Source organism: Arcanobacterium urinimassiliense (genome assembly GCF_900119495.1).
In the GTDB taxonomy this organism is placed as follows: domain Bacteria; phylum Actinomycetota; class Actinomycetes; order Actinomycetales; family Actinomycetaceae; genus Arcanobacterium_A; species Arcanobacterium_A urinimassiliense.
Genome location: NZ_LT632435.1, coordinates 221,480 through 245,716, shown reverse-complemented (window position 1 = coordinate 245,716; position 24,237 = coordinate 221,480). Strand labels below are relative to the sequence as shown.

The following is a 24,237-nucleotide window of genomic DNA, read 5'->3' as shown; positions in this document are numbered from 1 at the left end:
GCTCTAGTGTTCTTATGCTAGAGTCGAAACTGAAGCATAAACATACCGTAAAATTAAGGAGGGGCTGTGAATGGCGACAAACGAAGCAATGCTCCGCGGGATGAAAAAAGCGATACAGATATACGCCAACCCCGACCCGAGGAACAACAGGCAGTACCGCAGTCCGATACGGCACCAAGACCCCTTGACAGCAGCTTGGAATCAGGTAGGGCAATCCATGCAAACGGCCCTAAACCAGGCAGAGAAGAAAATCAACCTTTAATCCCTACTCCTGAAGAGGCTTTACAAGCAATCATAGATGGAGAAAACCTGCCCGAAGAAGTACTAAAAAATTCCCTTACTCTAACTCAGCATTCAATCCATAGTGGGCCTATTCCTGCGCCGGAACAGTTTGCTCAGTACGAACAAATACTTCCAGGTAGCGCTGACCGTATTTTATGTATGGCAGAAGAAAGCTTACGGCAACAGGGTCAGGCTAGAGATAATGAAACTATTGAAAAGAAGGCTGAATCTTTTTCGTTAAAAGTTTTATCGGTAACTCTCGCACNGGGGTTCGAATCCCCCATCCTCCGCCAGCCACCCCGCTGAATCGTTGATTTGGCGGGGTTTTCCTTTATTTTAAGCCGAAAAACAGCAGTGGTGCTTTGGGCAAGTTTAAGCAATTTTAAGCGACTTTTGGTATCCTAGGGGGGCCAGAAGGGGTCCAAAAAAATTAAGAGAAGGGGGCCAAGAAAATGGCACGCAAAACCTTCGGCTCAATCATCAAACACGGCCAAAACTATCGCGGCCGCTGGCGCAAAAACGGCCACGAATACTACACCGCAACCGTCTCCACCAAAACCGAAGCACAACAACTCCTAGATCTAGTACATTCCGAAATCGTTCGCGGGGAATGGAACGAAAATCGCATCTACACCACGGAAGGTGCAAAACAAAAAATAGCCACAATAAAAGAATGGATACCCTACTGGGTCGAATACATGGAAACCATAGGAAAATCTCCTAACACTATCCGTACCTACCGCTCCAGGTGGGTAGCCCACATCGCGCCATATTTCGGAGAAAACACCAAACTGGCCCACATCACCAGCCTGGACATACATAAATTTTTAAAGCATCTAAATGCTACGCAGAGCCCTGCTAGTGCGCGATCTATAATGCGGGACTTTTCCGCCGGCCTAACCGCCGCCCAAAAACTACACGTAATAAAAGAAAAACCCCAAATGCCCGACGGTTTCTTCTCTAAACCACCCCGCCGCCCAAATAGCTACACTACCTACACCTATAAAGAACTAAAACAAATCATTGAAGCCACCCCAGAGCGGTATAAGGCGGCTATCGTGGCGGCCAGTCTAGGCTGCCTGCGCTCTGGAGAAGTTGCCGCCCTGCGTAGAAAAGACTGCAGTAAAACCGGGGACTGGATAGAAGTCTCAAGAGCCACCAAAAGAGACCAACACGGGCAGGTTGTAGTGGGGCCGCCGAAATCAAACGCCGGCTACCGCACAATACAGTTAGACAATTATGCGGCAGGTGTTTTGAAGTATCATCTTGATACTTTTACCCCTCCAGGGAAAGACGCACTCCTTTTCCCACCCCTACGGTATCCAGCGCAATTTATTACCGATAAAGCCCTCCGTAACATATTGCATAAGGCTTGTGAGGATGCTGGCCTGCCGGTAGGGCGGTTTCACGATCTTAGACATTCTGGTTTAACGCTTTATGGCCGGGCGGGGGCTACTATTGCGGACTTGATGGCGCGCGCGGGCCATAGTGACCCGAAGACGGTAATGATTTATCAGCATTCTTCCGCACGGAGAGATGCTGAGCTGGCTGCACGCATGGCAGCAGAAGCATGAAAACCAGCCAGCAGCGTTTCTTGATAGGCCTCGATTACCCATACAGGGAGGTTTAGTTCTTCCGCGATAAGAAACACGTTCCCGCCGTAGACCTTTTCTGCTAGAACGTACTCTATCGGGGATACTAGTAGCCGTGCGGCTCTGCGATTCACGGCCGCTTCTATCTCTGGGCTTTGGTGCCCGTCATGCCAGCAGCAGGCGTGAATATATTCGTGGGCTAGCGTGGCTAACTGTTCTTGCTCGGAAAGCCGACTATCGACGATTATTAGCCGTTCTGGTAGGTAGTATGCTCCTGGTATAGGGAACGGTAGAAACGAAACATGCAACTGCCGTTTCCTACACTGGGCAAGGAGCTGATCTAGAGTCACGCAAAACAGTATAAGAGTAAGCTCCGAAGAAATTTCTTTTACATGCTCTAGTGTTCTTATGCTAGAGTCGAAACTGAAGCATAAACATACCGTAAAATTAAGGAGGGGCTGTGAATGGCGACAAACGAAGCAATGCTCCGCGGGATGAAAAAAGCGATACAGATATACGCCAACCCCGACCCGAGGAACAACAGGCAGTACCGCAGTCCGATACGGCACCAAGACCCCTTGACAGCAGCTTGGAATCAGGTAGGGCAATCCATGCAAACGGCCCTAAACCAGGCAGAGAAGAAAATCAACCTTTAATCCCTACTCCTGAAGAGGCTTTACAAGCAATCATAGATGGAGAAAACCTGCCCGAAGAAGTACTAAAAAATTCCCTTACTCTAACTCAGCATTCAATCCATAGTGGGCCTATTCCTGCGCCGGAACAGTTTGCTCAGTACGAACAAATACTTCCAGGTAGCGCTGACCGTATTTTATGTATGGCAGAAGAAAGCTTACGGCAACAGGGTCAGGCTAGAGATAATGAAACTATTGAAAAGAAGGCTGAATCTTTTTCGTTAAAAGTTTTATCGGTAACTCTCGCACTAATCGCACCCACAGCTGTTTGCATGGTTGGTTTCGGGACTATTCTTGATAAACCAGTGGCTACTTTTGGCGGAGTTTTAGTAGGGATTTTAGCTGTAATCCCTAACGCTATGAACAGTATTAAAAGAAACGGGAAAACCGAAGACTCCCCTAATTAACTAGAGTATTATGAAAATGTAGGTGGTCTTGACTGTTATGGTCTGTAGCTGCTTACCGGTCTTGACTGTTATGGTCTGCAGCCGCGGGTAAAATTTTACCTATACAAACTTCAGGCGGGGCATATTAATATGTGCCCCGCCAAATCTTTTTTAAAACACTTCTATTTTCGTAGGTCGGTTCTGGTTCCTTGCCCGGGCCGGTTTTTATTCCATTCGTCTATTGTTTCTGGGAGCCAGCCAAGCATAGCTCTAGGCCCGTCTCCGATAGTGGCATCCGGGATGGGCAATCTGCCTTGTTCACGGTAAGCTCTAGCGGTGTTTGGGGATATTCCTAGCCTGGTGGCTACGCCGGCTAGGGATAAGTATTTTATGGTCATTTTAATTTTCCTGTAGCTTGGAGTAGGGCGAGTATGCCGAAAGTGAGTGTGGTTAAAGCGCCAACTATTTTCACTGGTAGGGGCATTTGCGTAGTTAGGGTTCCTAGTCCAAGGATGGATGCTGTTAGTGTGTAGTAGTATGTTTTTTTCATGTTTTTTGTGTTAGATTGTAGGGGAAGTGACCCCTCGGTGAGGGGCACTTCCGTGAAACGTTTATTTACGTTTCTTTTTTGATTTCCTGTAGCGGCTGGTTGCTTCTATGAGGGCGGCTATTCCTCCGGTGAAGACTCCGGTCGCTGTCAGGATTTCTAGTATTTTGTCTAACATTTGTTCACCTCCTTATGGTTTTATTTTACTAAACACACAACCGGATTGCAACTTATTACAGTAAAGTTATAGTGTGTTTCACACCATAAAACTAATAAAAAACTATTGCAGAAACCCACCCAACCAGATAGGCTAAAAATAGAAACCGGTGATAAAAGGGTCAGGGATCCTTTTCTGAACTATTCCCAGAAGAATAGATTCAGATAGCCGGTTTTTTACATCCCCTCACCCCAAGGAAAACACCCTTCTACCTACTCATCCCAACCGGGCGGTATTTGCGATTCTTCCCCACGCGCGTCTAACGGGTCTATTTCCCGGGTTTTTGCGGCTAATCCGAGCTGCTCGGGCGTCATGCCTGCACGGAGTTTACGATCTAACTCTTCTGCTATCTTGTAGGCTTCAGCCTCAGAAAGTGTAGTAGGAGAAGACGGGGAAGAGGAAGTTTCAGAAGATGGTGAGGTTTTTGCAGACTCTGCCTGCTTAAGCACTTTAACCGCACTCACTCCCAAAGCGGTACATAATTCTTCAAATTCGGTTATGGTTGTTCCTCGATTACCTTTCAAAGAATTGAAAGCAGAAGTTTTACCTAGAGTTGTTAATTTATTTGCCAACTCTTCGTGTGTCATCCCGGTTTCAATAAAACGCGAATAAAGAATCCCAAGCGCTTCTTTTTCAATGGGGTGTATTATGTATGCTTTTCTTCCCATGTGTCTATATTTGCAAAAAAGAATACAACACGCCAATAAATTGACTTTATTCGTAAATAGGAATACGATTTAATCACCACCGTGAAAGGTGGTTAAATTACACCCTCGTTATTCGTAAATAGGAATGAAATGACAATCGAGAAAGAGATAAAAGCGGAATCTATACGCAAAGGGATACTGCTGAAACATCTTGCGCGGGAAATGGAAATAGACCCCACAGTCCTTTCCCGAAGCTTCTCTGGACAAAGAGCCATGAAGACTACAGAACTTTTAACAGCTTGCACCGTTTTAGGCACCCCCCTTTCAGAACTCGCGCGTCGTGCTGAGGAAGCGGAAGAAAGAAAGGCAGGGAAATAATGGACACCTCAAAAAATACGTCCGCCGCTTTTCAACTTGGTTTCCACGTAGCCTACGGTCTGGGACAAAAATACGCCCTCGCTAGTAGTCCAACTAATACAAGCCACCCAGCCGCGCCTATAGCGCCAGAAATCCTCAAAACTACACGGGTGGCCATCCTCGCTAAACAAATCGAGCTGGAAAACCACCTGACTCAAAGCGGGCAATTCTTTCAACCTGCGCTCAACTGGGGATACTTTTGGGCCTTTAACAATAACAACACAATCGAAAGCAGTATTGCCACTATTATTGACGACTCGCAGCTGGGAAGAATCCTTGTCTGCTACCAGCAGCCATTCATATGTGCGTTGATCTTTGCTAATCCGCAATGCTCGCTGTGCGACCAGGTTCGCATCGCTACCTATCTTGTTAGCGTCGGCTGCTATCTGGTTCGCTTTGACAGCCGTATCGAGAGCGTCCTGCGCTATGCGGTTAGCGTCCTTTGCACGCTTATCAACAAAAATACTGAAAACAATACTGCAAACACCTGCCAGTATGCCGAAGCTGCCAGTAATAAAAGCAAAAACATTCATCCTGAAATTCTAAAACAAAACACTACCGAAAAGGCAGGGAAATAATGGCAACTATTTTTCCTGTCTATGACCAAAATGGAGACCCTTACTTTTTTAGCGCGGACAAAACCATAACTCTTAAATCCTTCAAGGGAGATACCTGGGGATCTATAACTGGAACTTTACTTATAAAAGATTTCCGCACTTTCCTCTGCTCAATCAATCAGGTACCTGAAAAAACTACACCAAACCCAGTGCAAGACCCTGAGCTCGCGGCGTTAGTGGATGACCTTTCTTCGATTGTGCACGGCCTTAACCCATACACAGTCGAAGAAATACAAACAAAAATAACCAAAATCGCAACCAGCATAGGTCTACAAATAACCAACCCAAACACTACCGAAAAGGCAGGGAAGTAATGCGTGCTCATCCTTTTGCAGACAAGTTTCCACTCTTACCTGAAGAAGACCTGCAAGAACTTACTGAATCTATCCGGGCGCATGGGCTACGTCAGCCTATCGTGTTAGACGAATCTGGACGTATTCTAGACGGCCGCAACCGCTACAAAGCTTGCCAACAGGCCGGGATAAAACCAGACTATGTAACCTACACCGGTAATGATTTAGCTGAGTATGTTATCGACTGCAACACCACGAGGCGGCATATGTCTGTGGGTGCGCGTGCTATGGCTACCGCGCTAATACTCGAAGAAGCAGGGCTACGGCAAGACGGAAGATGGGCATACGGTGCACTCTCAGATTCGACACATGTGTCGAATTCATTCCTTGCCCGTCTTAGACAAGCCGGCGTGATTCTCGACTACGCACCACACCTTTCCGAACCCATTATCGACGGCACTATCGCATTCCGTAACGCTTTCGAAGAAGCAAACCAAATAAAAGCTTCTCGGGAGGCTGAGAAAATTGCGGAACGAAACCGGCGCAAAGCCGAAACCGAACAAGCCCGCCAAGAGCAAGCCCGCCAGCAACGCCTGCATAGCGAACTGGAAACCCAAAACGCCACCCAATACCTCACCTACATCGAGAAAGGCGAAATGGACATCCCCACCGCTTATGCGGCATGGATGGAAGCCACCAGGGCAGAGCGTGAACAGCAGCAAGCCCTCACCCATTCCCGCATGGTCACCATGCAAGCCATCCAGGATGGCCTCAACACGTTCGCCGGCGGGGCTACCTATGCCGATGTTGTTTGGAGCGAAGCCTACCCATACGAGGCGCAAATAATGCCCGAAAATGCACGCCTAACCGTCAGCCAGATAGATACCGCTATCGGGTATCTAACCCAACTAAAAACCCTCATCAACCAAAAGGAGCAAAACAATGCGTAAAGAATATATAACCGCCCTATACGACCAGTATGTTGCCGCCCACCCAGAAGGCGTACAAACCACCGACACTAGGGCCTTCCTCACTACCCAAATCCGGAAACGACTCGAAAACGAGCCCCGCAACCTGGAACAGGAAGCCACCAACCTGGTAAATCTGCATTTAAGTAAGTTGCGTTCTTCTCGGAAAGATCTAGTGCGTACCAACATTATTCGCATTATTGAATCTTTCACCGAAACCGAGAAAGAACTAGATCTAGTTGCCCTGTCACAGGTGGCTCTCCCCACCGGAGATAAAGCAGGGATAGATAAAACTTTGAAATATTGGACAGTCGCGGATGCACAAGCTTGGCTGGCGGCGCGCCGTAACCACAAGAATGCGACTCTCGCCGCATATGCCTTGGATGAAGCGACTATAGGCCAGTTAGAAAAAATGATGTACACAACTGGGGCTTTCACTATCGGCGACCTCATCCCAAGCAAAGAAAGCATATAGAAATGACCGTCAGTAAACAATACCTATCGATTAAAGAGGCAGCAGTGATACTCGGCGTTTCCTACTGTACGGTCCAGCGGGCATTACTGCGGCATGAGATTAAAGGCGCTATCAAAATCGGTGGCCAGTGGCGCATCCCGAAAAAAACCATCCTCCCCGAATAGAAAGAAAAACCCATGGAAATAGAACTTGACGAATACCTATGCAGGGTTCAGAGAGCGCGCGAAATACGCGCGATAATCTGCCTCACCACACTAATAGCTACCGGGATTCTCTTTTCTTGGCTTATCGACCGGAACCACATCGGCTGGGCCATGGCCGCTTTTTTCTGCGGCACAACACCCGTATTCACCATCCTCGGCACCGATATTTACCTGCATGGACTGTAGAGAGAAGGAAACGAAATGACTAACGCTGAAAAAATAGCGGAATGGCGGGAACAACACCCGGAAAACATTCTTAACGAGGATATTCTTTTAAAAATTTTAGGTGTGGATTCTTTAGCTGGAATAGACCTATCGAACGCCTGGCTGCCGCTTATTAATTTAGAAAATGCCAACCTAGAGGGCACTAATTTATCGCACGCCAACCTACAGGAAGCTAATCTAAAGCATGCCAGCCTACAGGGAGCTAATCTACAGGGTGCTCGCCTACAGAAAGCTAACCTACAATGCGCCTACCTGCCGGAAGTTAATCTAAAGCATGCCGGCCTGCAGGAAGCTAACCTGCAGTACGCCAACCTAGCAAGAGCTAACCTGCACGGTGCCAACCTACGGGAAGCTAACCTACAGGGTGCTAACCTATCGAAAACTCATTTACAGCACACCTGGCTGGCAGGAGCTAACCTGCTCGATGCCGACTTGCTGCACGCCCGACTAGAACACACCACACTACAATATACCAACCTAATAGGCGCTGAAACAGACGAAATACTGCAGCTTACCGGCGTACACAAATATCAAACAATAGTTCTCCCCACTGAGCAGGGCTGGCAGATAAACATTGGCTGCTGGTGGGGCTATTTAGATGACTTGAAAAAACTAATCGCGCAAGACACCTGGGTTGAATCAAAAGGCAAGCAAGTCATAGAACAACGCCCCTATATGGAGAATCTAATTCAATTCCTTGAAACCTACATGGCGCTTAAAAACAGTGAAAATGGGAAGGCTTAAAAGTTATGGAGCTTCTCGATTATTTAAACAGTTTACCTAAGTGGGAGAACCAACCTGCATGCGCGGGTGTAGATCCAGAAATATTTTTTCCTACTAAATCCACCCAGAAATGGAGCAAACCTGCGGTGGCTATCTGTGAAGGCTGCCCAGCACTCCAGGAATGCTATAAGGAAATTTGCCAGGCGGAGGCAGGAAAATCACCTCAATATGTGTGGGGAATCTACGCCGGCATGACTGAACAGTATAGGAAGCCTATCCGTGACTATCTGTATCGGAAAAAGCAGATAGAGCTTATCGACCTGGAGCTTAAAACAGGAAAGCGCGCTACTCCATCAGAGAATCCTCGCAAAAGCCCATATCTATCAGGGCCGGAGAAGCGGGCACGGGTAAAGAAAAGAGAAAAACTCCTCCGCTCACTCCCTAAAAAGAAACAAAAAATTCTAGAAGCCACCGAAACCTACCGGCGCTTCCTAGAACACAACCAACACAACAACATTCTCAACCTATTGAAAAGGAGCACAACCAATGAAAAAGCATGTAGAAATTGATAGTGAAAAATTAGCTGAAGCTTTCCAAATAATCGGCATAGAGCTCAGTAAGCTGGCAGATTTAGCAGAAATAGCACTATTAAACGCTACTCCTGTAGAAAAGTTGACCGGGGAAGAAAAGCCTCCAGTTCCTGTAGTAAAGGATTCTACGTCGAGTCCAGATTTTACTTTGGAGCAAGTGCGTTCAAAATTGGCTCAGCTCGCGGCAGAAGGAAAAACCAAAGAAATCAAAGCTGCTCTTACAAATTTTGGTGCCGAAAAGCTTTCCGAGTTACCGCAAGAATCTTATCTAGGGCTCCTTACCTCCCTCGGTGTAGGAGACTAGCATGCCTGAAGTACACGCTCTTTTATCTGCTTCCGGTGCGCACCGTTGGTTAAACTGCACTCCCTCGGCAATACTAGAGGCCGCTCAGCCTGATAGTAGCTCAGAAGCTGCACGTGAAGGAACTGCCGCGCATGCACTTGCTGAATGGAAACTCTTACGCCACCTGAAACACAAAACCGGGCGACGCCCGAAATCTATTTACGACTGTGCAGGAATGGAAGACTATACCGACGCCTATGTCGATTTTGTTAAAGCAGCCACCAAAAAGCTATCCAAAAACGCTAAACCCTTTATCGGTGTGGAACAGCGGCTAGATTTTTCCGATATTGTTCCAGATGGTTTTGGTACCGGTGATTGCGTAATAATATCCGAGCCGATCATGCATATTGTTGACCTTAAATATGGTCAGGGTGTGCAGGTTTTCGCTGACGGTAATCCACAAATGCGTCTCTATGCCTTAGGTGCTTTAGCTACTTTTGCGCCCCTCTATGACATAGACCGGGTACGGATGACAATTTTTCAGCCTCGCCTAGACCATGTTGATACGGCAGAAATCACGGTTAAAGAATTAAACGATTGGGCTGAAAGTGTTGTTCGACCTAAAGCTAAAATGGCGGCTGCAGGCGAGGGGGAATTCCAGGCAGGTGAATGGTGCAGATTTTGTCGAATCCGCGCCACCTGTCGAGCTAGAGCAGAAAAAAATCTAGCTATCGCCCAAGCCGAATTCGCTAAACCCCCCGCGCAGCTTGCCCCCGAGGAGCTTACAAAAGCTCTAGAAGCCATACCGGATCTGAAAAAGTGGGCATCTGACGTAGAAACTTATGCGCTCCAAACCGCGTTAGATGGGGCTAAATATGAGGGATTCAAACTTGTAGAAGGCCGCTCGATACGAAAATTCAGTGATGAAGCCTTAGTAGCAGAAAAAGCTATTAAAGCTGGCTACACCGATATTTACACAAAAAAGCTTCTCGGCATTACAGCTTTAGAAAAAAGAATGGGCAAAAAAACTTTTCAAGAAATTCTCGGCGGCCTGGTAGAAAAACCTGCTGGGAAACCTGCCCTAGTGCCCATATCGGATAAACGCCCCCCGCTTCATATAGCAACAGCAGATGAAGAATTCGAAAAAATCGAAAAATAAATATGAAAGGAAAATATAATGTCCAGAATCGAATCTCCTACCTATCTGAAACTTTCCAATGTGCGCCTTTCCTACGCGCACGTTTGGGAACCGGCCAGTATAGGCAACGAGGCTAACAGTACGCCGAAATATTCGGCAAGCATCATTATTCCTAAATCTAATAAGAAAGCGCTCGCGGATTTTGAAAAAGCCGTAAAAGCCGCTATTGAGGAAGGAAAGCATAAAAAGTTTAATGGAAAAACCCCACCACTTGGCGCGTTAAAGCTTCCTTTACGCGATGGTGATGTTGAACGTCCAGATGATGAAGCCTACGCAGGCTGCATGTTTTTTAACGCCTCATCTAAAAATAGGCCCCAAATTGTTGACCAAAATGTGCAACCGGTAATGGATCAGGCAGAAGTCTATTCAGGCTGCTATGTGAATATTTCCGTAAATCTTTACGCATTTAACACTAATGGCAATCGTGGCGTAGCTGCGGGTCTTGGGAATATTCAAAAACTGCGCGATGGGGAGCCCCTCGGAGGTGTCGCCTTAAAGGCAGAAGACGAATTTGAAACCGTCAGCTTTGATGAGGCTGAGGAAAATGATTTCCTCAACTAAAAATCTCTAACCCTCTCTCATTTGAGAGCGTTCGGCTTCTACACCAGTCAGGTGGTGCAAGTCGGGTTCGACTCCCGATAGAAGCCCTAAAAACACAAGCCAACTTAGCAGAAAAAGGAGACGTCCACCTTGAAAAGCCTACATATAGATATAGAAACCTACTGCGACCTCGACCTATCTAAAGTTGGAGTATATAAGTATGCGGCGCATGATTCTTTTGAAATTCTGCTTTTCGCCTACGCAGTAGATGAAGGCCCAGTGCAAGTTGTGGATTTAATGAGGGGCGAAAAAGTACCTTTTTCTATATTAGAAGCTTTACTTGATAAAAAGGTGAAAAAGTTTGCGTTTAATGCCGCTTTTGAAAGAGTGTGCCTATCTGGCTTTTTAGCTCAAGACTTCCTCCCGCCGGAACAGTGGCGTTGCACCATGGTGTGGGCTGCCGCCTGCGGCCTACCATTATCGCTACAAAATGTTGGCACTGTTCTCGCTATAGATAAGGGGAAACTAGATACAGGAAAAGCTCTTATTAGGAAATTCTGCCAGCCAGTCAAAAATGGTGAACAGCTGCAGCGAACTCTACCAAAGGATGCTCCAGAAGACTGGGAAGAATTCAAGAGATATTGTCTGCGGGATGTGGAAGCAGAAAAAGAAATCGCTAACAAACTTAAGGCCTTCCCGCTCCCAAGTAAAGAATGGGACTATTATGCAGACGATCAGCATATTAACGATACTGGTGTAGGGATAGATTCAGTCTTTGTAAAGCAGGCTATAGACTGTTCCACCGCCTACAACGAGACTCTTATAGCGCGCGCTAAAAAATTAACAGGGTTGGAGAATCCTAATTCACCAATGGCTTTAAAAGACTGGCTACAGAGTCAAGGCGTGAGCATGGAGTCGATGACGAAAAAAGAAGTAGCTAGAGCTCTTGCTGATGTGGAGAATCCTGTAGTGCAGGAAGTTTTACAGGCACGTTTAGAGCTGGCGAAAACCTCTATCAAAAAATATGAAGCTATGCGCAGTATTAGCTTGAATGGGCGCGGCCATGGGCTATTGCAGTTTATGGGTGCGGGGCGCACGGGTAGATATGCTGGGCGTTTAGTACAGGTGCAGAATCTTCCCCGCAACTATCTACCTGATTTAGATCAGGCAAGACAGTTGGTAAAGTCTAAAAATTTTGAAGCTCTAGAGCTGCTTTACCCGTCAGTGCCTGACGTGCTATCGCAGCTTATACGTACGGCTTTCATACCGGACAGGAGCTATGGAAAGTTTGCCGTTATTGACTATTCAGCTATCGAAGCACGAATTTTGGCTTGGTTAGCAGGTGAAATATGGAGACTCGAGCTTTTCATGCAAGGTGGAGATATTTACTGCCAGTCGGCGGAAAAAATGTTTAAAGTGCCGGTAGAAAAGCATGGGGTAAATGGGTATTTGCGGCAGAAAGGAAAGATTGCAGAGCTTGCTTGCGGCTATGGCGGTAGCGTTGGTGCTTTGAAAGCTATGGGTGCGCTCGACATGGGGCTAGCAGAGCCTGAACTGAAACCGATAGTTGACGCGTGGCGGCAAGCCAATCCTAATATTGTGAAACTTTGGAAAGACATTGACGGCCTTTGTGTAGCAGCTGTATCTACACAGCGAAGATACTCCTACAATGGGCTACTCGAAATAGGTATCGCCGGTGATGCACTATATATACAACTACCGTCAGGTAGACGCCTACATTATCTAAAACCAAGAATGAATAAAAACCGATATGGGAAACCTGAAATCACCTATATGGGTACAGATAATGCGAAGCGTTGGAGTCGTATTTCTTCTTATGGCCCGAAGTTTGTAGAAAACATTGTGCAGGGTATCGCTCGCGATCTACTCGCTGAAGCACTCCATAAAATATGTGCAACAAACTATCGGATAGTTATGCACGTACACGATGAAATTGTTTGCGAAATACCTAAAAAAGATGCGCAAAAAACACTACAGCATTTGAAAACTCTAATGTGCGCTCAGCCTGACTGGGCTTTCAACCTGCCCCTCGACGCTGACGGGTATATATGCGACTACTACAAGAAAGACTAAAAAATCATGGATACTAAATCCGGAACGACCTTAAAACTTTCTTATGCTTATGCTTCTAGTCGCTTCGCTAAAACTTGGACAAATTCTACCATCACTTGGAAAGAGCTAACGCATAAGCTGGCCGCCACCTATCGCACTAGTGAAACTGTCGCTCAATTCAAAACCTTATCTAAAGCGCGTCAAGATGAGATTAAAGATATTGGCGGGTTTGTTGGTGGGCATTTGAAAAATGGGCGACGCAAGAAAGGCGCCTGTCTAGATCGTTCGTTGATTACTTTAGATGCTGACTATGCGAATTCTAGCCTGTGGGATGAAATCGCTATGATTCATGAATGGACGGCCTGCGTCTATTCGACACATAAGCATACTCCGGAGCATCCACGGTTGCGACTGTTGTTTCCACTGGCACGTACCGTGTCGGAGGATGAATATCCGGCAGTGGCACGCAAAATAGCTGAAATGCTAGGAATAGACTATTTTGACGACACCACCTATGAGCCCACCCGGCTAATGTACTGGCCTTCCACCCCATCTGATGGGGAATACTTTTTTGATTGCTTTGACGGCGCTTTAATAGATCCAGATCGTATTCTTGCTACCTATAGTGATTGGCGAGATAGCTCCACCTGGCCAGTATCTTCTAGGCAAACAAAAGCCTTGCAGGCGCGTGCCGCTAAACAGGCTGACCCCACCGGTAAGCCAGGTATAGTGGGTGCTTTTTGCCGCACCTACCCTATAGAGGATGCTATAGAAACGTTTCTTAAAAACGTGTATGTGCCTTCTATTATTGAGGGTAGATACGATTATGTTCCTGGTGAATCTACTGCTGGAGTAGTTACTTATGATGGGCTTTATTCTTATTCTCATCATGCGACTGACCCCGCATCTAGCCAACTAGTAAACGCATTTGACTTGGTGCGTATACATCGTTTTCATGATTTGGATGAGACTGCTGGAGAAAATCTGCCCTCTAACCGGCTACCATCCTACAAGGCCATGTGTGAGTTAGCGGCTCAAGATCATAAAGTGCGAGAAACTCTCGCGAAAGAGCGTCTACAAGAAGCAAAAACCGAATTCGATATTATCGACGATAATGCTATGCTGGACTGGCTCAGTCAGCTAGAAGTAAAAAAGAATGGTAGCTTCACCGATAGTTTGCCTAATTTCGTGAAAATTACCGAAAATGACCCTAATCTTGCTTCTATTGCTTTTAATCTGCATCGCGACGGTATAGATGTAAATGGAAAGTTGCCGTGGGTACAATTAAAGCCGGGCTGGACAGATGTTGATTTTTCTCAGCTGAAGGCCTATATAGAGCGGGTATATAAAATATATTCTCCAGCTAAGGTTAAAGATGCGGTGCAGATTGCTGCTGCAGCACGGGCTTATCATCCGGTGCGGGATTTTTTGGAGAGTTTACCTGTTTGGGATGGCGTGCCGCGGGTTGATAGCCTATTGATAGATTTTCTCAACGCATCAGATACCATCTATACGCGGGCAGTGACCCGTAAAACGCTCACCGCGGCTGTCGCTCGTATCTATCAGCCTGGTATTAAATTTGATTCAATGCTTATCTTGAACGGCCCACAGGGGATAGGGAAATCTACCCTATTTGCCCGCTTAGGTGGAGACTGGTTTACTGACGCGTTGACGCTTACTGATATGCGGGATAAAACTGCGGCAGAAAAACTACAGGGCTTTTGGATATGCGAAATTGCGGAACTTGCGGGTATGCGAAAAGCCGAAATAGAAACTGTAAAATCTTTTATTTCACGCCAAGACGACAAATATCGTGCCGCCTATGGCATAAATGTTGAATCGCATTTAAGACAAAGTATTATTGTTGGTTCTACTAATGCTGACCAAGGCTTTCTTCGAGATATTACAGGCAATAGACGTTTTTGGCCGGTCAAAGTCTACACCGGTGCTAAATATAAGCCGTGGAATATTGATACAGATTTCATTAAGCAACTGTGGGCGGAAGCTAAATACTACTACAGACAGAAAGAGCCCTTATATCTATCAGGTGAAGCCGATGCGCAGGCTTTAGAAGCACAGTCGGAAGCTATGGAAACTGATGAGCGTGAGGGGCTAGTGCGAGAATATTTAGATATGCCACTACCGAAAGATTGGTATGAGCTTTCTCTGGATCAAAGACGCATTTTTTTAAACAATGGTAGCTTGTCGGAATTTGATGGCGGAGCATCTACGGTTGCAGATAGGCGTCGTACAGCGGTTTCTAATATAGAAATTTGGGCAGAATGCTTTGAAAAAGACCCGGCATCTATTCGCCCGATGGATGCATATGCAATTTCTGCGATTATGGCAAAAATTGAGGGATGGCATAAAACTGGAAAACGTATGCGCATAAAACCTTACAATAGGCAGCGCGTGTGGGAGCTTGATTACTGATGAAAAATCATATCTCCCAATTGAAAAAAGTTGTGGACAACCCCCGTGACAACTTCTGGGACAACCCCCAAAAGTGGGACAACCTCTCTGGGACAAGAATTGATACAAAAAACAGTTGTCCCAGAGGTTGTCCCAGAAGTTGTCAACAAAGAAAACGGCTATATGTCAACGAAAGCTATCCATCTGGGACAACTGGGACAACTTTTTCTATAAAAGTTAAAAAAGTATATTTAGGGACACATATATCTATATGTAGGTCCCTAAATAAGGGTTTTAAAAGAATAGCGAAAATCTTGTCACAGTTGTCCCACCCTACCTTTTCCAAGGAGGGTAGGTATGCGTGAAAAACAAGTAGAAAAAGCCCTCACCCAAACTGTCAAAAATATGCATGGTTACGCATTAAAATTCATTTCTCCTTCTATGAATGGCGTACCCGATCGTTTAATAATTCTCCCGGGCGGCCGAATAGCTTTCATAGAACTAAAAGCCCCAGGAGGAAAACTTAGACCCTTACAAAAACTTCGCCACAAACAACTTCAACAACTCGGCATAAAAGTTTTCACTATCAGTCATCCTAATCAAATAGAGGAGGTGCTAAATGCGATATAAGCCCCACGCATACCAGGATTACACAACCACTTTTATAGAAAAACATCCCCAGGCGGCAGTCTTTCTAGAAATGGGTTTAGGGAAAACTGTAGCCACTCTGACTGCAATAGAGCATCTGCTATTGGATAGCTTTGAGGTTTCTAAAGTTTTAGTGATAGCACCTTTACGGGTGGCACGTGATACATGGCCGGAAGAAATAGCTAAATGGGAACACTTACGACTCTTAAAAACCATATCTCTAGTTGGATCTAAAAAACTACGCTTAGAAAATCTGGAAAAACAAGCCCATGTGTATCTAATCAATCGGGAAAATGTTCCTTGGCTGGTAGAAGTTCTTGGGAAATCCTGGCCGTTCGATATGGTGATAATAGATGAGCTTTCTAGCTTTAAATCGAATCAATCTAAGCGCTTTAAAGCTCTCCGGTCTGTGCTACCGAAAATTAAACGCATTGTGGGTCTTACTGGTACTCCTGCATCTAATGGCCTTATGGATTTGTGGGCACCCTTCCGGCTTATCGATGGTGGAGCGCGTTTAGGGAAGTATATTACTCACTATCGAGAAGCCTATTTTGTACCGGATAAACGTAATCAGCATATGGTTTTTTCTTGGCGACTTCGAGAAGGTGCGGAAGAAGAAATATATAAAAAAATCTCTGATATTACCGTTTCTATGCAGACCCAAGACTATCTTCAACTACCGAAAATTATTTATACTCAGCAGAAAATACGGTTAGGCATTAAAGAACAAAAATTCTATAGAAAGCTAAAGCAAGAGCTAGTGGCTGACCTTGACGGTGGCGAGGTTGATGCGGTGAACGCTGCCGTGTTGTCAAACAAGCTTCTGCAGTTAGCTAGTGGTGCTATTTATGGCGAAAACAAAAGCATTATTCACGTACATGATCTAAAACTGGATGCTTTGGAAGATGTTGTTGAGGCTGCGAATGGACAGTCGCTGCTAGTTGCTTATTGGTTTAAGCACGATTTGGAAAGAATCCAAGAGCGGTTTCCGCAAGCGCGTCTATTGGAGAGTAGTAAAGATTTCCAAGACTGGAACCAGGGGAAAATCTCTCTCGCTTTGATTCATCCTGCGAGCGCGGGACATGGGTTGAATCTGCAGGCGGGCGGGCATTTAGTTTGTTGGTTTTCTCTTACTTGGTCTTTGGAACTTTATCAGCAGTTGAATGCGCGGCTTTACCGACAAGGCCAAACCCGGCCCGTCACCATCACCCACCTAATAGCAACAGGCACGATTGATGAGCGGGTTGTGAAAGCTTTACAAAACAAGAACGTTACTCAGGCCGCTTTGATTGAGGCGGTTAAAACAGAAATCAAGAAAGGAAACCAACAATGATGCATGTTTGGAAAATACTGACAGAAACGAAAATTACTTATAGTATGCCGCTTTTTTGGCATTTCGTAACTCTAACCGTTACTTGCGGGCTCTGCATCGGCCTAGCAATCTCTCTCCCTCTACAGCTCTGGCTAGTAAAACTTTTCCTGGCTGTTATAGCTGGACTTTTGTTGCTGGTGGTGTGTTTTGATTTAGAGCATTTTTTCAAAGCACAACAACAAGACGACACTACTTCCGTTTCTCACGTGGTTGAAGCGCTGGAGATGGAGTGCTGTAAATGCCGTAAAGCTATAGCTATAATCTGGACTGATTCGGTGGAAGGTCATGAGGTTTATTGCGGTGATTGTTGGAAAGCGGAGCGGGAGGAAGCTAAACAAGATCGTAAACGCATTTTAAAAGATAAACGGCAAGAAATAAGTTACCTCCAGGCTGCTTTAACTAGAAAAAATCAAGAAATAGCCAGGTTACAGGAGGACCGTAATGAAAACTAAAGATAAGCCGGAAGTGCGCCGCCTGCTGGATCGTATCGCCTGGGGCCTTAGCGGAGTAGAAGAAGCACGGCTACTGGGTGAACTTTTAGATAGTTTAGACGATCAGATTAAAACATTAACTTTAGAGGGGAAGAAAAAATGAGCCATATGGCGCGATTAAAATGTGTAACGTGTAACGGTAAAGTGCCGGAAGATATATGCAGTGCAGATTTTGATAGTAGGCAAAGTATAGATGTAATTCACTACCTGACGCATTACGGATATGTTTTACGGGATATTGCTTTAATACAACAATACGACCCTGAGTACGTTATATACCCGGAAGCAAGTAACTTTTTCATACCGAGCGATGTGCTTATGTTTATCGGCAGGCATTACGAGCATTTTCTACTTTTAGATAGTAACTATGAGGAAGAAAATAAGTTATTCGAGTTAAGAAAACAGGGAGAAAAGTCTGCCTATATAGAAGTGCAAGAGCAGAAATGAGTGTTAAACAAGAGTACGGGCACAGGATTAAATTTGCTTGGTTTCCCGTGCGTCTAAATAGTTACGGGTGGGCGTGGCTACAGTGGGTAGTCCAATACGAAGTGTACTGCGGCATATCCAACGTCTACCCGTCATTCTGGAAAGAATACGACCATATCAGAGAATACAATATCAAGTTTGAAAAACGAATATAGTATCCTCCTACCCGTCAAACCACTACATATAGTGGTAAAATACAGTCAGCCCCACAATATGCAGACAAACCTTAAGCGGACCCCTATGCCTGATATTAAAATCTTAAAGAATCACCTCACCCAAATAAGCCGCCTACTCCCAGAGCTAGGCGAACTAAACGCCACCCTCCTAGGACTCCACGCCCTCGCTTATGATCTAGGCGGAAAAACCCCACCCACCGCCGCTACTTCACCTATCGAGAAAGGATTATTAGAAAGAGAAGAACGTACCGGCCTCCTCACCCAGTTAGCAGAGATAGCTGAAGAATGGGGGTGGAGTGGAAAAGAAAAAATGCCCCCAGCCACCTGGATGGCCCTACATGTAGAAGAAGCAGAAAAACAATACGGCACTATTCCCGAGGAGCAGGCGGAAACTATAATTAAAGTCTCTACGCTTCTTGCCCGGCTTATAGTTAAACCTACCCGGGTGGAGCGCAGCCGGAAAGAAAACATTGCCTTACTGAAACTCCGCGCCCAGAATTATCCGGAAGAAATCTGGATAACGAAAAAAGAATTTCAAAAAACTTTTCAAATCCCAGGTAAACAAATCCGCCAATGGGTACGCGAAGGAAAACTCACAGAAACCCTAGATAACGAAATAGATCTAAAACAAGCCCTGGATTTAATTAACTGAGTGGCTTGTATTGTTTATAAAACTTCGATACACTTAGGGGTGAAAGGTTGCACCCAAAAACGGGTACAACCTTATTTTTATACCCGGCAAAGAAACACTGAAACGTTGAGTTGGTACACCTCCGATAGGGCGAAGCGCCTGCCTAAAGACTGGCCTGCCCGTAAACGGACCGTATATAAAAGAGCCTGGGGCTTATGCCAAGCCCTCACCCATGCCCCGGGGTGTACCGGGAAAGGTACCGAGGTAGACCACATTATTGCCGGAGACAACCACAACCTCGACAACCTCCAACTTCTCTCACGCGAATGTCATAAAGAGAAAACGATTCAAGAGAATATTACCCGCCGCCGGTATGCCGCCCACTCCCGCCTACTGCCCCCAGAGACCCACCCCGGAAGGATCATAAGATGAAAGCAAAACTATTACGCTCTCTCGCAACATATAAAGCAGGAGAAATTATAGAGGATAGTGAACCTACTATAGACTTCCTCATCACGTATGGCTTGGCGGAGCTTGTGGCTGAAAAGACTGAAAGAAATGCTGCAGCGAATCCGCGCAAAAGCTCGACTGCTGGAAGAAAATAAAAAACTTGTTTAATGGAGCATGGGTGGAGTAGGGTGGGGGTGTCTCCCCTCCCCCCGGCCCAAAAAAAACCGCCGGATAGTGGTTATTTTTGAGCGAGCGCCGTAATGTTGAACCCACAACGGCCTACAGGCTTTCCAGAATCAAATCTGAGCCACTTTTAATACTCCAGGTACCATTTTTGTTTACTTGTTTTTCTGTGTTTGTTTGAGCGTGTTCCAATTTTTACTCTCAAACAGTAAATAAGACTTTTCCGCTATATATAGCGGTTTAACCGTAACAGTAATATAATGTTGGTATGAGCAAATGTGAAAACTGTAAAACAGATATCACCTACCGGAGACGCGCAGGCGCCCGGTTCTGCTCTAACGCCTGCCGACAAAAAGCCTACCGAAACCGCAGGGCAGTAATTCCAGCCCAAATGCGTAACTCTTCCCGCTGGGTGTGCTGGAAGCCGGTACGACGAAACGGGCGCTGGACGAAAATGCCTATCCAAACAGATGGGCGGGCGGCATCGTCTACGAATCCGGCTACCTGGGCTAGTTGGAATGAGGTGAAAGGTTTTCGTCGGCGCGGCTGGGTGCTCGGTGAAGGCATCGGATGTGTAGATCTAGATGATTGTCTAGATGGTAGAAGGCTTGCTGGTTGGGCGAAAGAAATAATAGACGAATATCGCGGTAAAGCTATTCTGGTGGAGGTTTCGCCTTCCGGTACTGGCATACATATTTTCCTGCCCATGCAGGGCGGTAAAGGCCATGTAATTCGGGAAGGGGGAAAGAATATTGAAATTTATCCTCCGGATTCAGGCCGGTACATTTGTGTAACTGGTAAAGTTTTCTAAATTTTTTGTGCTGTAAAGGCGTCGCCCTTGGTGGTGGCGTCTTTTTGTTACCCTTTTGGAGGTTGAAAATTTTATGTCTAATAAAATACGCGGGGTGAAAGTTCCTTCTAGTTTAGGTGCGGCGGGGCGGAAACTTTGGGCAGAAACGCTCTCCACCTACAGTCTTTCCCAGCATGAAAAAGATTTACTACTGCAGGCCTGCGCGACTTTAGATTTAATAAATACTCTCCAAAGACGAATCGGTAGAGAAGGCGTAGTCTCGGAAGGCTACAAAGGCCAGCCGGTTGCGCACCCTTTACTTAATGAGCTTCGCCAAAACCGTGACCTTTTCGGGCGGCTAATCGGCCGGCTCGCTCTACCAGATGCGGAAACTGGAGCACACCATTCTGATAGTAACGGTTTACAGAGTGTGGATTCGCTTCAACAGCGCACCGCGGGGCTGTCCAGGTGGGCGAAAGCGCATGGCTAAACTTCGTGAGGCTGCTTCTTTAATTAAAGGGGAGCGGGAAGATGAGCTGCGGGAGATTAAAGACTGGTATCGGCGGAAACTTTCTTCTGCTCCTCCTCCTAACTGGCCCATAAACCCGGTACGAGTTGGCCCAACCTGGCAGTGGAACAAGAAAGGGTTTATTCTTCCTGAATATTCTGGTGGCTGGGATATTTTGGCATGGACAGGGCTTTATTTACGGAATGAGGACGGCCAACCATGGGTGTGGACTGACGAGCAGGCACGCTTTATTCTCTGGTGGCACGCAGTCAACCCGGAGAATCTACAGTGGGTGAAAGAAGACGCCGTGCTACAGCGTTTGAAAGGGCACGGGAAAGACCCGCTCGCCGCAGGCGTCGGCTTATGCTACCTAGTCGGCCCATCCGTACCCGATAAAATTACTACCGATGGTGAGGTTAGTTTGCGGCCTAACCCCGCCGCTAGAGTGCAAGTGTTTGCGGTCGCTAAAGAACAGACCGATAACACTATGAGTTTTGTGCGCACTATGCTCACTCCGGAGGCACGTTTACGGTATGGGATTCTTCCGCTTCGTAACACAGTGTGGGCACTCGGAGACAGCGTACTGATGGAGGCGAAAAGTTCTTCTCCTGACTCTATCGAAGGAAACCGGCCTAGCCTAGTTATCCGGAATGAGACCCAGAATTGGAAAGCTAACAATGGTGGGCATGCGTTGGATGGGGCGATTTCTGGTAATGCGGCGAAAGCGAAAAAAGACCGCCCTGCACGAATACTTGATATTTGTAACGCCTACCGGGAAGGTGAAGATTCTATAGCGCAACGCACCCGAGAAGGATGGGAAGCAACACTAGATTCTGCTTCTCCAGACGGTGCCCTGCAGCAAGATTTTGGGCTTCTATATGATTCTTTAGAAGCTCCGGATGATGCGAAGATAACTGCTGACAATATTCCGACTGTTATTGATGTGATTCGAGGAGATTCTATCTGGCTCGACACCAGTGATGGCGGGCGGATAATGAAAGATATTCTTAACCCGAAGAATCCGGCTTCTGAGTCTCGCCGGAAATGGTACAACCAGATCCAGTCCGCGGAAGAATCCTGGATACGTGCACGGGATTGGGACAAGAACTTGGATAAAGAAACCGTTTTAGAGCTAGGGGAGCAGATAGTTCTTTTCCTGGATTGTTCTAAAACAGAAGACGGCACTGCGTTAGTGGGTGCTAGGTTGTCGGATGGTTTCCGGAGGGTGTTTGGTTATTGGCAGCGTCCTCCGGGCGAGCGCGGGCATGGCTGGATGGTATCTAGAGAAAAAGTTGACGCCACGGTTCGGAAAATTTTTGAAGACTACCAGGTGGTTGGTTTTTTTGGTGACCCGTCGCATGCGGTGGAGGATGAAACTTTTCTTCGCTACTGGGACCCAGTGTTTGACCGGTGGCATCAAGACTATAGCCGCCGGTTAAAAATATGGCCTACCGCTACCCGGCGCGGCCACTCCATCATGTTCGATATGTCGGATTTTAATAATCTGAAGGCTTTCGTGGCGCAGGTGGCTATATGTGAGCAGGAAATTCTTGACGGTGGGCTTCCACACGATGGGGATGTGCGGTTGCGTACGCATGTTTTGAATGCGCGCCGGTTCCCTACCAGGGCGGGGTTGTCTATTGGGAAAGAAAATCGGAGTTCGAAAAAGAAGGTTGATTTGGCTGTCGCTATGGTCGGTGCTGGGCTGGTGCGGCGCATGTGGATGAATAGTAAACAAAAGAGAGGAGGCAGAATATGGTAAATAGGTTAGTAGGCCAGACGAAAGATTTACTCTCGTACCGGTCGAAAGAGCTGCAGCGTTTAGATGAGATAGATGCCTGGTTAAATTCGGTGAATTATTCTGCATCTTTTATTAAGGCTGGGAAGCGGAACACTCCTGAGAAGCGGGCTTTACGTGAATTGGCGGAAACTCCTCTTTTACGGCTTATTGTGGAAGAAACCGCGCAGCAAATGATTCTTTCCGGGGTGAGCACCGATTCTGTAAGTAATGTGAAGAATCTTTTTGCGCCGTGGGCTTATAACGGTATGCCTTCTCGGGAAGGTGCGTTGTGGGAGGCGGCTCTTTCTTACGGTTACGCTTATATGATGGTGTTGCCGGCTATGAGTGATTCGCCTTTATATGCGGATGGGCGGGCTTGGATGCGGCCTTATTCCCCGCGTAACCTTTTCACTCTCTATGGTGATGTTTCGGATGATGAGTATCCGATTGCGGCGTTGCGGGTAATTCCGCAGCCGGGAGGTACGGAAGTTTATCGGCTTTATGATGAAGAGTTTGTGCATTTTCTTGGCCGGGAAAATAGTGGAGAAATTCAGCTTATAGAATCCCGCCCCCACAATTTAGGAATAGTACCAGTTGTGCAGTTTGCTTCTGATAAAGATTTAGAAGGGCGTACTTTTGGTGAGGTTGAGAAGAATAAGACGGGCGTGAAGCGTCTTATTAAAACTCTTTATGATCGTCTTTTGATTCAGCATCATAATTCGTGGCGGATTATTTACGCTACAGGTATGGAAGTGCCGAATGATGCGGCAGAGCGTGAAGAAGCGAAAATGAAGCTCGCTAACGATTCGGTGCTCACTGGTGAAGAAGGTGTAAGTTTTGGTTCTTTGCCTGAAACGCAGCTTTCCGGTATTTTACAGGCGGTAGAAACAGACGTGCACATGCTGGCAGCTACTTCTCAAACGCCCGTGTGGACTTTTAATGGCGGCCAGTTAGTGAATTTGTCTGCTGATGCGTTGGCGGAGGCGCGGAGTACGCAGCGGAATAAGATTCGGCAGAAAAAGAAAGCTATGGGGCGGTCTATCGCGGAAGTTCTACGTTTGGCTTCTCTGGTGGAAGGCCGGGTGGAGGATGCGAACGATTTTTCGATTACTGCCCAGTGGGAAGATGTGGAGTCTCGTTCACTTTCACAGGCTGCTGATGCGCTCGGAAAGATGGCACAGTCGCTGTCTGTACCGCCGGAGAAACTGTGGGACATGATTCCCGGCGTCACTCCGCAAATGGCTGAAGACTGGCGAGAATACATAGCCGCTAACCCGGCAGGGGAAGAACGTCTCGCAGCCATATATGAGCAACAGTTGAGTAGAGGTAGCGGGATTTAGTT

The 24,237-nt window shown here is 46.6% G+C and carries 30 protein-coding genes; 28 read left to right on the top strand and 2 right to left on the bottom strand.

What is annotated here, in order from left to right; genetic code table 11:
• Positions 1-66 precede the first annotated feature (66 nt).
• Positions 67-588: a DUF2335 domain-containing protein gene (locus tag BQ7117_RS07880; protein ID WP_073995839.1), complete on the top strand. Its 522-nt coding sequence runs from the start codon at positions 67-69 to the stop codon at positions 586-588.
• A 146-nt stretch (positions 589-734) separates the two neighbouring features.
• Positions 735-1,856: a tyrosine-type recombinase/integrase gene (locus BQ7117_RS01210; RefSeq protein ID WP_073995838.1), complete on the top strand. Its 1,122-nt coding sequence runs from the start codon at positions 735-737 to the stop codon at positions 1,854-1,856.
• On the opposite strand, the gene BQ7117_RS07960 is transcribed toward BQ7117_RS01210, so the two are convergent.
• Entirely contained in the window at positions 1,796-2,224 is a 429-nt protein-coding gene (locus tag BQ7117_RS07960) for an ImmA/IrrE family metallo-endopeptidase (RefSeq protein WP_419865604.1), read from the bottom strand. The two genes, BQ7117_RS01210 and BQ7117_RS07960, sit on opposite strands and share 61 nt — an antisense overlap.
• A gap of 110 nt (positions 2,225-2,334) precedes the next feature.
• Here BQ7117_RS07960 and BQ7117_RS01205 point away from each other — a divergent pair, with 110 nt between their 5' ends.
• Complete coding sequence (locus tag BQ7117_RS01205) at positions 2,335-2,973, top strand: DUF2335 domain-containing protein (protein WP_073995837.1); 639 nt, start codon at positions 2,335-2,337, stop codon at positions 2,971-2,973.
• A gap of 955 nt (positions 2,974-3,928) precedes the next feature.
• On the opposite strand, the gene BQ7117_RS01190 is transcribed toward BQ7117_RS01205, so the two are convergent.
• Positions 3,929-4,384 (bottom strand): hypothetical protein, encoded by a 456-nt coding sequence (locus tag BQ7117_RS01190; protein ID WP_073995834.1) that lies wholly within the window; start codon positions 4,382-4,384, stop codon positions 3,929-3,931.
• Positions 4,385-4,513: 129 nt separating this feature from the next.
• Between BQ7117_RS01190 and BQ7117_RS01185 the strand changes: the two genes are divergently transcribed.
• The 25 genes from BQ7117_RS01185 to BQ7117_RS01065 all read left to right on the top strand — a co-directional run bounded on the left by BQ7117_RS01185 (position 4,514) and on the right by BQ7117_RS01065 (position 24,235).
• Positions 4,514-4,741 carry a helix-turn-helix domain-containing protein gene (locus BQ7117_RS01185; protein ID WP_073995833.1) on the top strand — a complete coding sequence of 76 codons (228 nt, stop codon included), beginning with the start codon at positions 4,514-4,516 and terminating at the stop codon, positions 4,739-4,741.
• The gene (locus BQ7117_RS01180; RefSeq protein ID WP_073995832.1) at positions 4,741-5,358 is read left to right on the top strand and encodes a hypothetical protein; all 618 of its coding nucleotides are present in this window, start codon (positions 4,741-4,743) and stop codon (positions 5,356-5,358) included. The genes BQ7117_RS01185 and BQ7117_RS01180 overlap by 1 nt, the downstream gene beginning before the upstream one ends.
• Positions 5,358-5,711, top strand: coding sequence for a hypothetical protein (locus BQ7117_RS01175; RefSeq protein WP_073995831.1), 354 nt, complete (start codon positions 5,358-5,360; stop codon positions 5,709-5,711). Before BQ7117_RS01180 ends, BQ7117_RS01175 begins: the two co-directional genes overlap by 1 nt.
• On the top strand, positions 5,711-6,640 hold the full coding sequence (locus BQ7117_RS01170; RefSeq protein ID WP_073995830.1) for a ParB/RepB/Spo0J family partition protein: 930 nt from the start codon (positions 5,711-5,713) through the stop codon (positions 6,638-6,640). Before BQ7117_RS01175 ends, BQ7117_RS01170 begins: the two co-directional genes overlap by 1 nt.
• Positions 6,633-7,133 (top strand): hypothetical protein, encoded by a 501-nt coding sequence (locus BQ7117_RS01165; RefSeq protein ID WP_073995829.1) that lies wholly within the window; start codon positions 6,633-6,635, stop codon positions 7,131-7,133. The genes BQ7117_RS01170 and BQ7117_RS01165 overlap by 8 nt, the downstream gene beginning before the upstream one ends.
• Positions 7,134-7,135: 2 nt before the next feature.
• Positions 7,136-7,297: a helix-turn-helix domain-containing protein gene (locus tag BQ7117_RS01160; RefSeq protein WP_084789799.1), complete on the top strand. Its 162-nt coding sequence runs from the start codon at positions 7,136-7,138 to the stop codon at positions 7,295-7,297.
• A 240-nt stretch (positions 7,298-7,537) separates the two neighbouring features.
• Positions 7,538-8,305 (top strand): pentapeptide repeat-containing protein, encoded by a 768-nt coding sequence (locus tag BQ7117_RS01150; protein ID WP_073995827.1) that lies wholly within the window; start codon positions 7,538-7,540, stop codon positions 8,303-8,305.
• A 5-nt stretch (positions 8,306-8,310) separates the two neighbouring features.
• Complete coding sequence (locus BQ7117_RS01145; RefSeq protein ID WP_073995826.1) at positions 8,311-8,853, top strand: WhiB family transcriptional regulator; 543 nt, start codon at positions 8,311-8,313, stop codon at positions 8,851-8,853.
• On the top strand, positions 8,831-9,178 hold the full coding sequence (locus BQ7117_RS01140) for a hypothetical protein (RefSeq protein ID WP_084789798.1): 348 nt from the start codon (positions 8,831-8,833) through the stop codon (positions 9,176-9,178). The genes BQ7117_RS01145 and BQ7117_RS01140 overlap by 23 nt, the downstream gene beginning before the upstream one ends.
• A 1-nt stretch (position 9,179) precedes the next feature.
• Positions 9,180-10,316, top strand: a complete 1,137-nt coding sequence (locus BQ7117_RS01135) for a DUF2800 domain-containing protein (RefSeq protein WP_073995825.1) — start codon at positions 9,180-9,182, stop codon at positions 10,314-10,316.
• An 18-nt stretch (positions 10,317-10,334) separates the two neighbouring features.
• Entirely contained in the window at positions 10,335-10,916 is a 582-nt protein-coding gene (locus tag BQ7117_RS01130) for a DUF2815 family protein (protein WP_073995824.1), read from the top strand.
• A 129-nt stretch (positions 10,917-11,045) separates the two neighbouring features.
• The gene (locus BQ7117_RS01125; RefSeq protein WP_073995823.1) at positions 11,046-12,989 is read left to right on the top strand and encodes a DNA polymerase; all 1,944 of its coding nucleotides are present in this window, start codon (positions 11,046-11,048) and stop codon (positions 12,987-12,989) included.
• Between the two features lie 6 nt (positions 12,990-12,995).
• Positions 12,996-15,401, top strand: coding sequence for a virulence-associated E family protein (locus BQ7117_RS01120; RefSeq protein WP_073995822.1), 2,406 nt, complete (start codon positions 12,996-12,998; stop codon positions 15,399-15,401).
• A gap of 336 nt (positions 15,402-15,737) precedes the next feature.
• Entirely contained in the window at positions 15,738-16,010 is a 273-nt protein-coding gene (locus tag BQ7117_RS01115) for a VRR-NUC domain-containing protein (RefSeq protein ID WP_073995821.1), read from the top strand.
• Complete coding sequence (locus BQ7117_RS01110) at positions 16,000-17,361, top strand: DEAD/DEAH box helicase (RefSeq protein WP_073995820.1); 1,362 nt, start codon at positions 16,000-16,002, stop codon at positions 17,359-17,361. Before BQ7117_RS01115 ends, BQ7117_RS01110 begins: the two co-directional genes overlap by 11 nt.
• The gene (locus BQ7117_RS01105; RefSeq protein WP_073995819.1) at positions 17,358-17,852 is read left to right on the top strand and encodes a hypothetical protein; all 495 of its coding nucleotides are present in this window, start codon (positions 17,358-17,360) and stop codon (positions 17,850-17,852) included. The genes BQ7117_RS01110 and BQ7117_RS01105 overlap by 4 nt, the downstream gene beginning before the upstream one ends.
• On the top strand, positions 17,842-17,994 hold the full coding sequence (locus BQ7117_RS07685; protein WP_154662961.1) for a hypothetical protein: 153 nt from the start codon (positions 17,842-17,844) through the stop codon (positions 17,992-17,994). The genes BQ7117_RS01105 and BQ7117_RS07685 overlap by 11 nt, the downstream gene beginning before the upstream one ends.
• The gene (locus tag BQ7117_RS01100; protein WP_073995818.1) at positions 17,991-18,338 is read left to right on the top strand and encodes a hypothetical protein; all 348 of its coding nucleotides are present in this window, start codon (positions 17,991-17,993) and stop codon (positions 18,336-18,338) included. Before BQ7117_RS07685 ends, BQ7117_RS01100 begins: the two co-directional genes overlap by 4 nt.
• Positions 18,339-18,617: 279 nt before the next feature.
• On the top strand, positions 18,618-19,205 hold the full coding sequence (locus tag BQ7117_RS01090) for a hypothetical protein (protein WP_073995816.1): 588 nt from the start codon (positions 18,618-18,620) through the stop codon (positions 19,203-19,205).
• On the top strand, positions 19,206-19,616 hold the full coding sequence (locus tag BQ7117_RS07955; protein WP_419865603.1) for an HNH endonuclease: 411 nt from the start codon (positions 19,206-19,208) through the stop codon (positions 19,614-19,616).
• Positions 19,613-19,789, top strand: coding sequence for a hypothetical protein (locus BQ7117_RS07680; RefSeq protein ID WP_154662960.1), 177 nt, complete (start codon positions 19,613-19,615; stop codon positions 19,787-19,789). Before BQ7117_RS07955 ends, BQ7117_RS07680 begins: the two co-directional genes overlap by 4 nt.
• Positions 19,790-20,085: 296 nt before the next feature.
• On the top strand, positions 20,086-20,628 hold the full coding sequence (locus BQ7117_RS01080; protein WP_073995814.1) for a hypothetical protein: 543 nt from the start codon (positions 20,086-20,088) through the stop codon (positions 20,626-20,628).
• A 73-nt stretch (positions 20,629-20,701) separates the two neighbouring features.
• Positions 20,702-21,097 (top strand): hypothetical protein, encoded by a 396-nt coding sequence (locus BQ7117_RS01075; protein ID WP_073995813.1) that lies wholly within the window; start codon positions 20,702-20,704, stop codon positions 21,095-21,097.
• Entirely contained in the window at positions 21,090-22,877 is a 1,788-nt protein-coding gene (locus BQ7117_RS01070; protein WP_073995812.1) for a hypothetical protein, read from the top strand. The genes BQ7117_RS01075 and BQ7117_RS01070 overlap by 8 nt, the downstream gene beginning before the upstream one ends.
• Entirely contained in the window at positions 22,871-24,235 is a 1,365-nt protein-coding gene (locus BQ7117_RS01065) for a phage portal protein (protein WP_073995811.1), read from the top strand. The genes BQ7117_RS01070 and BQ7117_RS01065 overlap by 7 nt, the downstream gene beginning before the upstream one ends.
• The last annotated feature ends 2 nt before the right edge of the window (positions 24,236-24,237 follow it).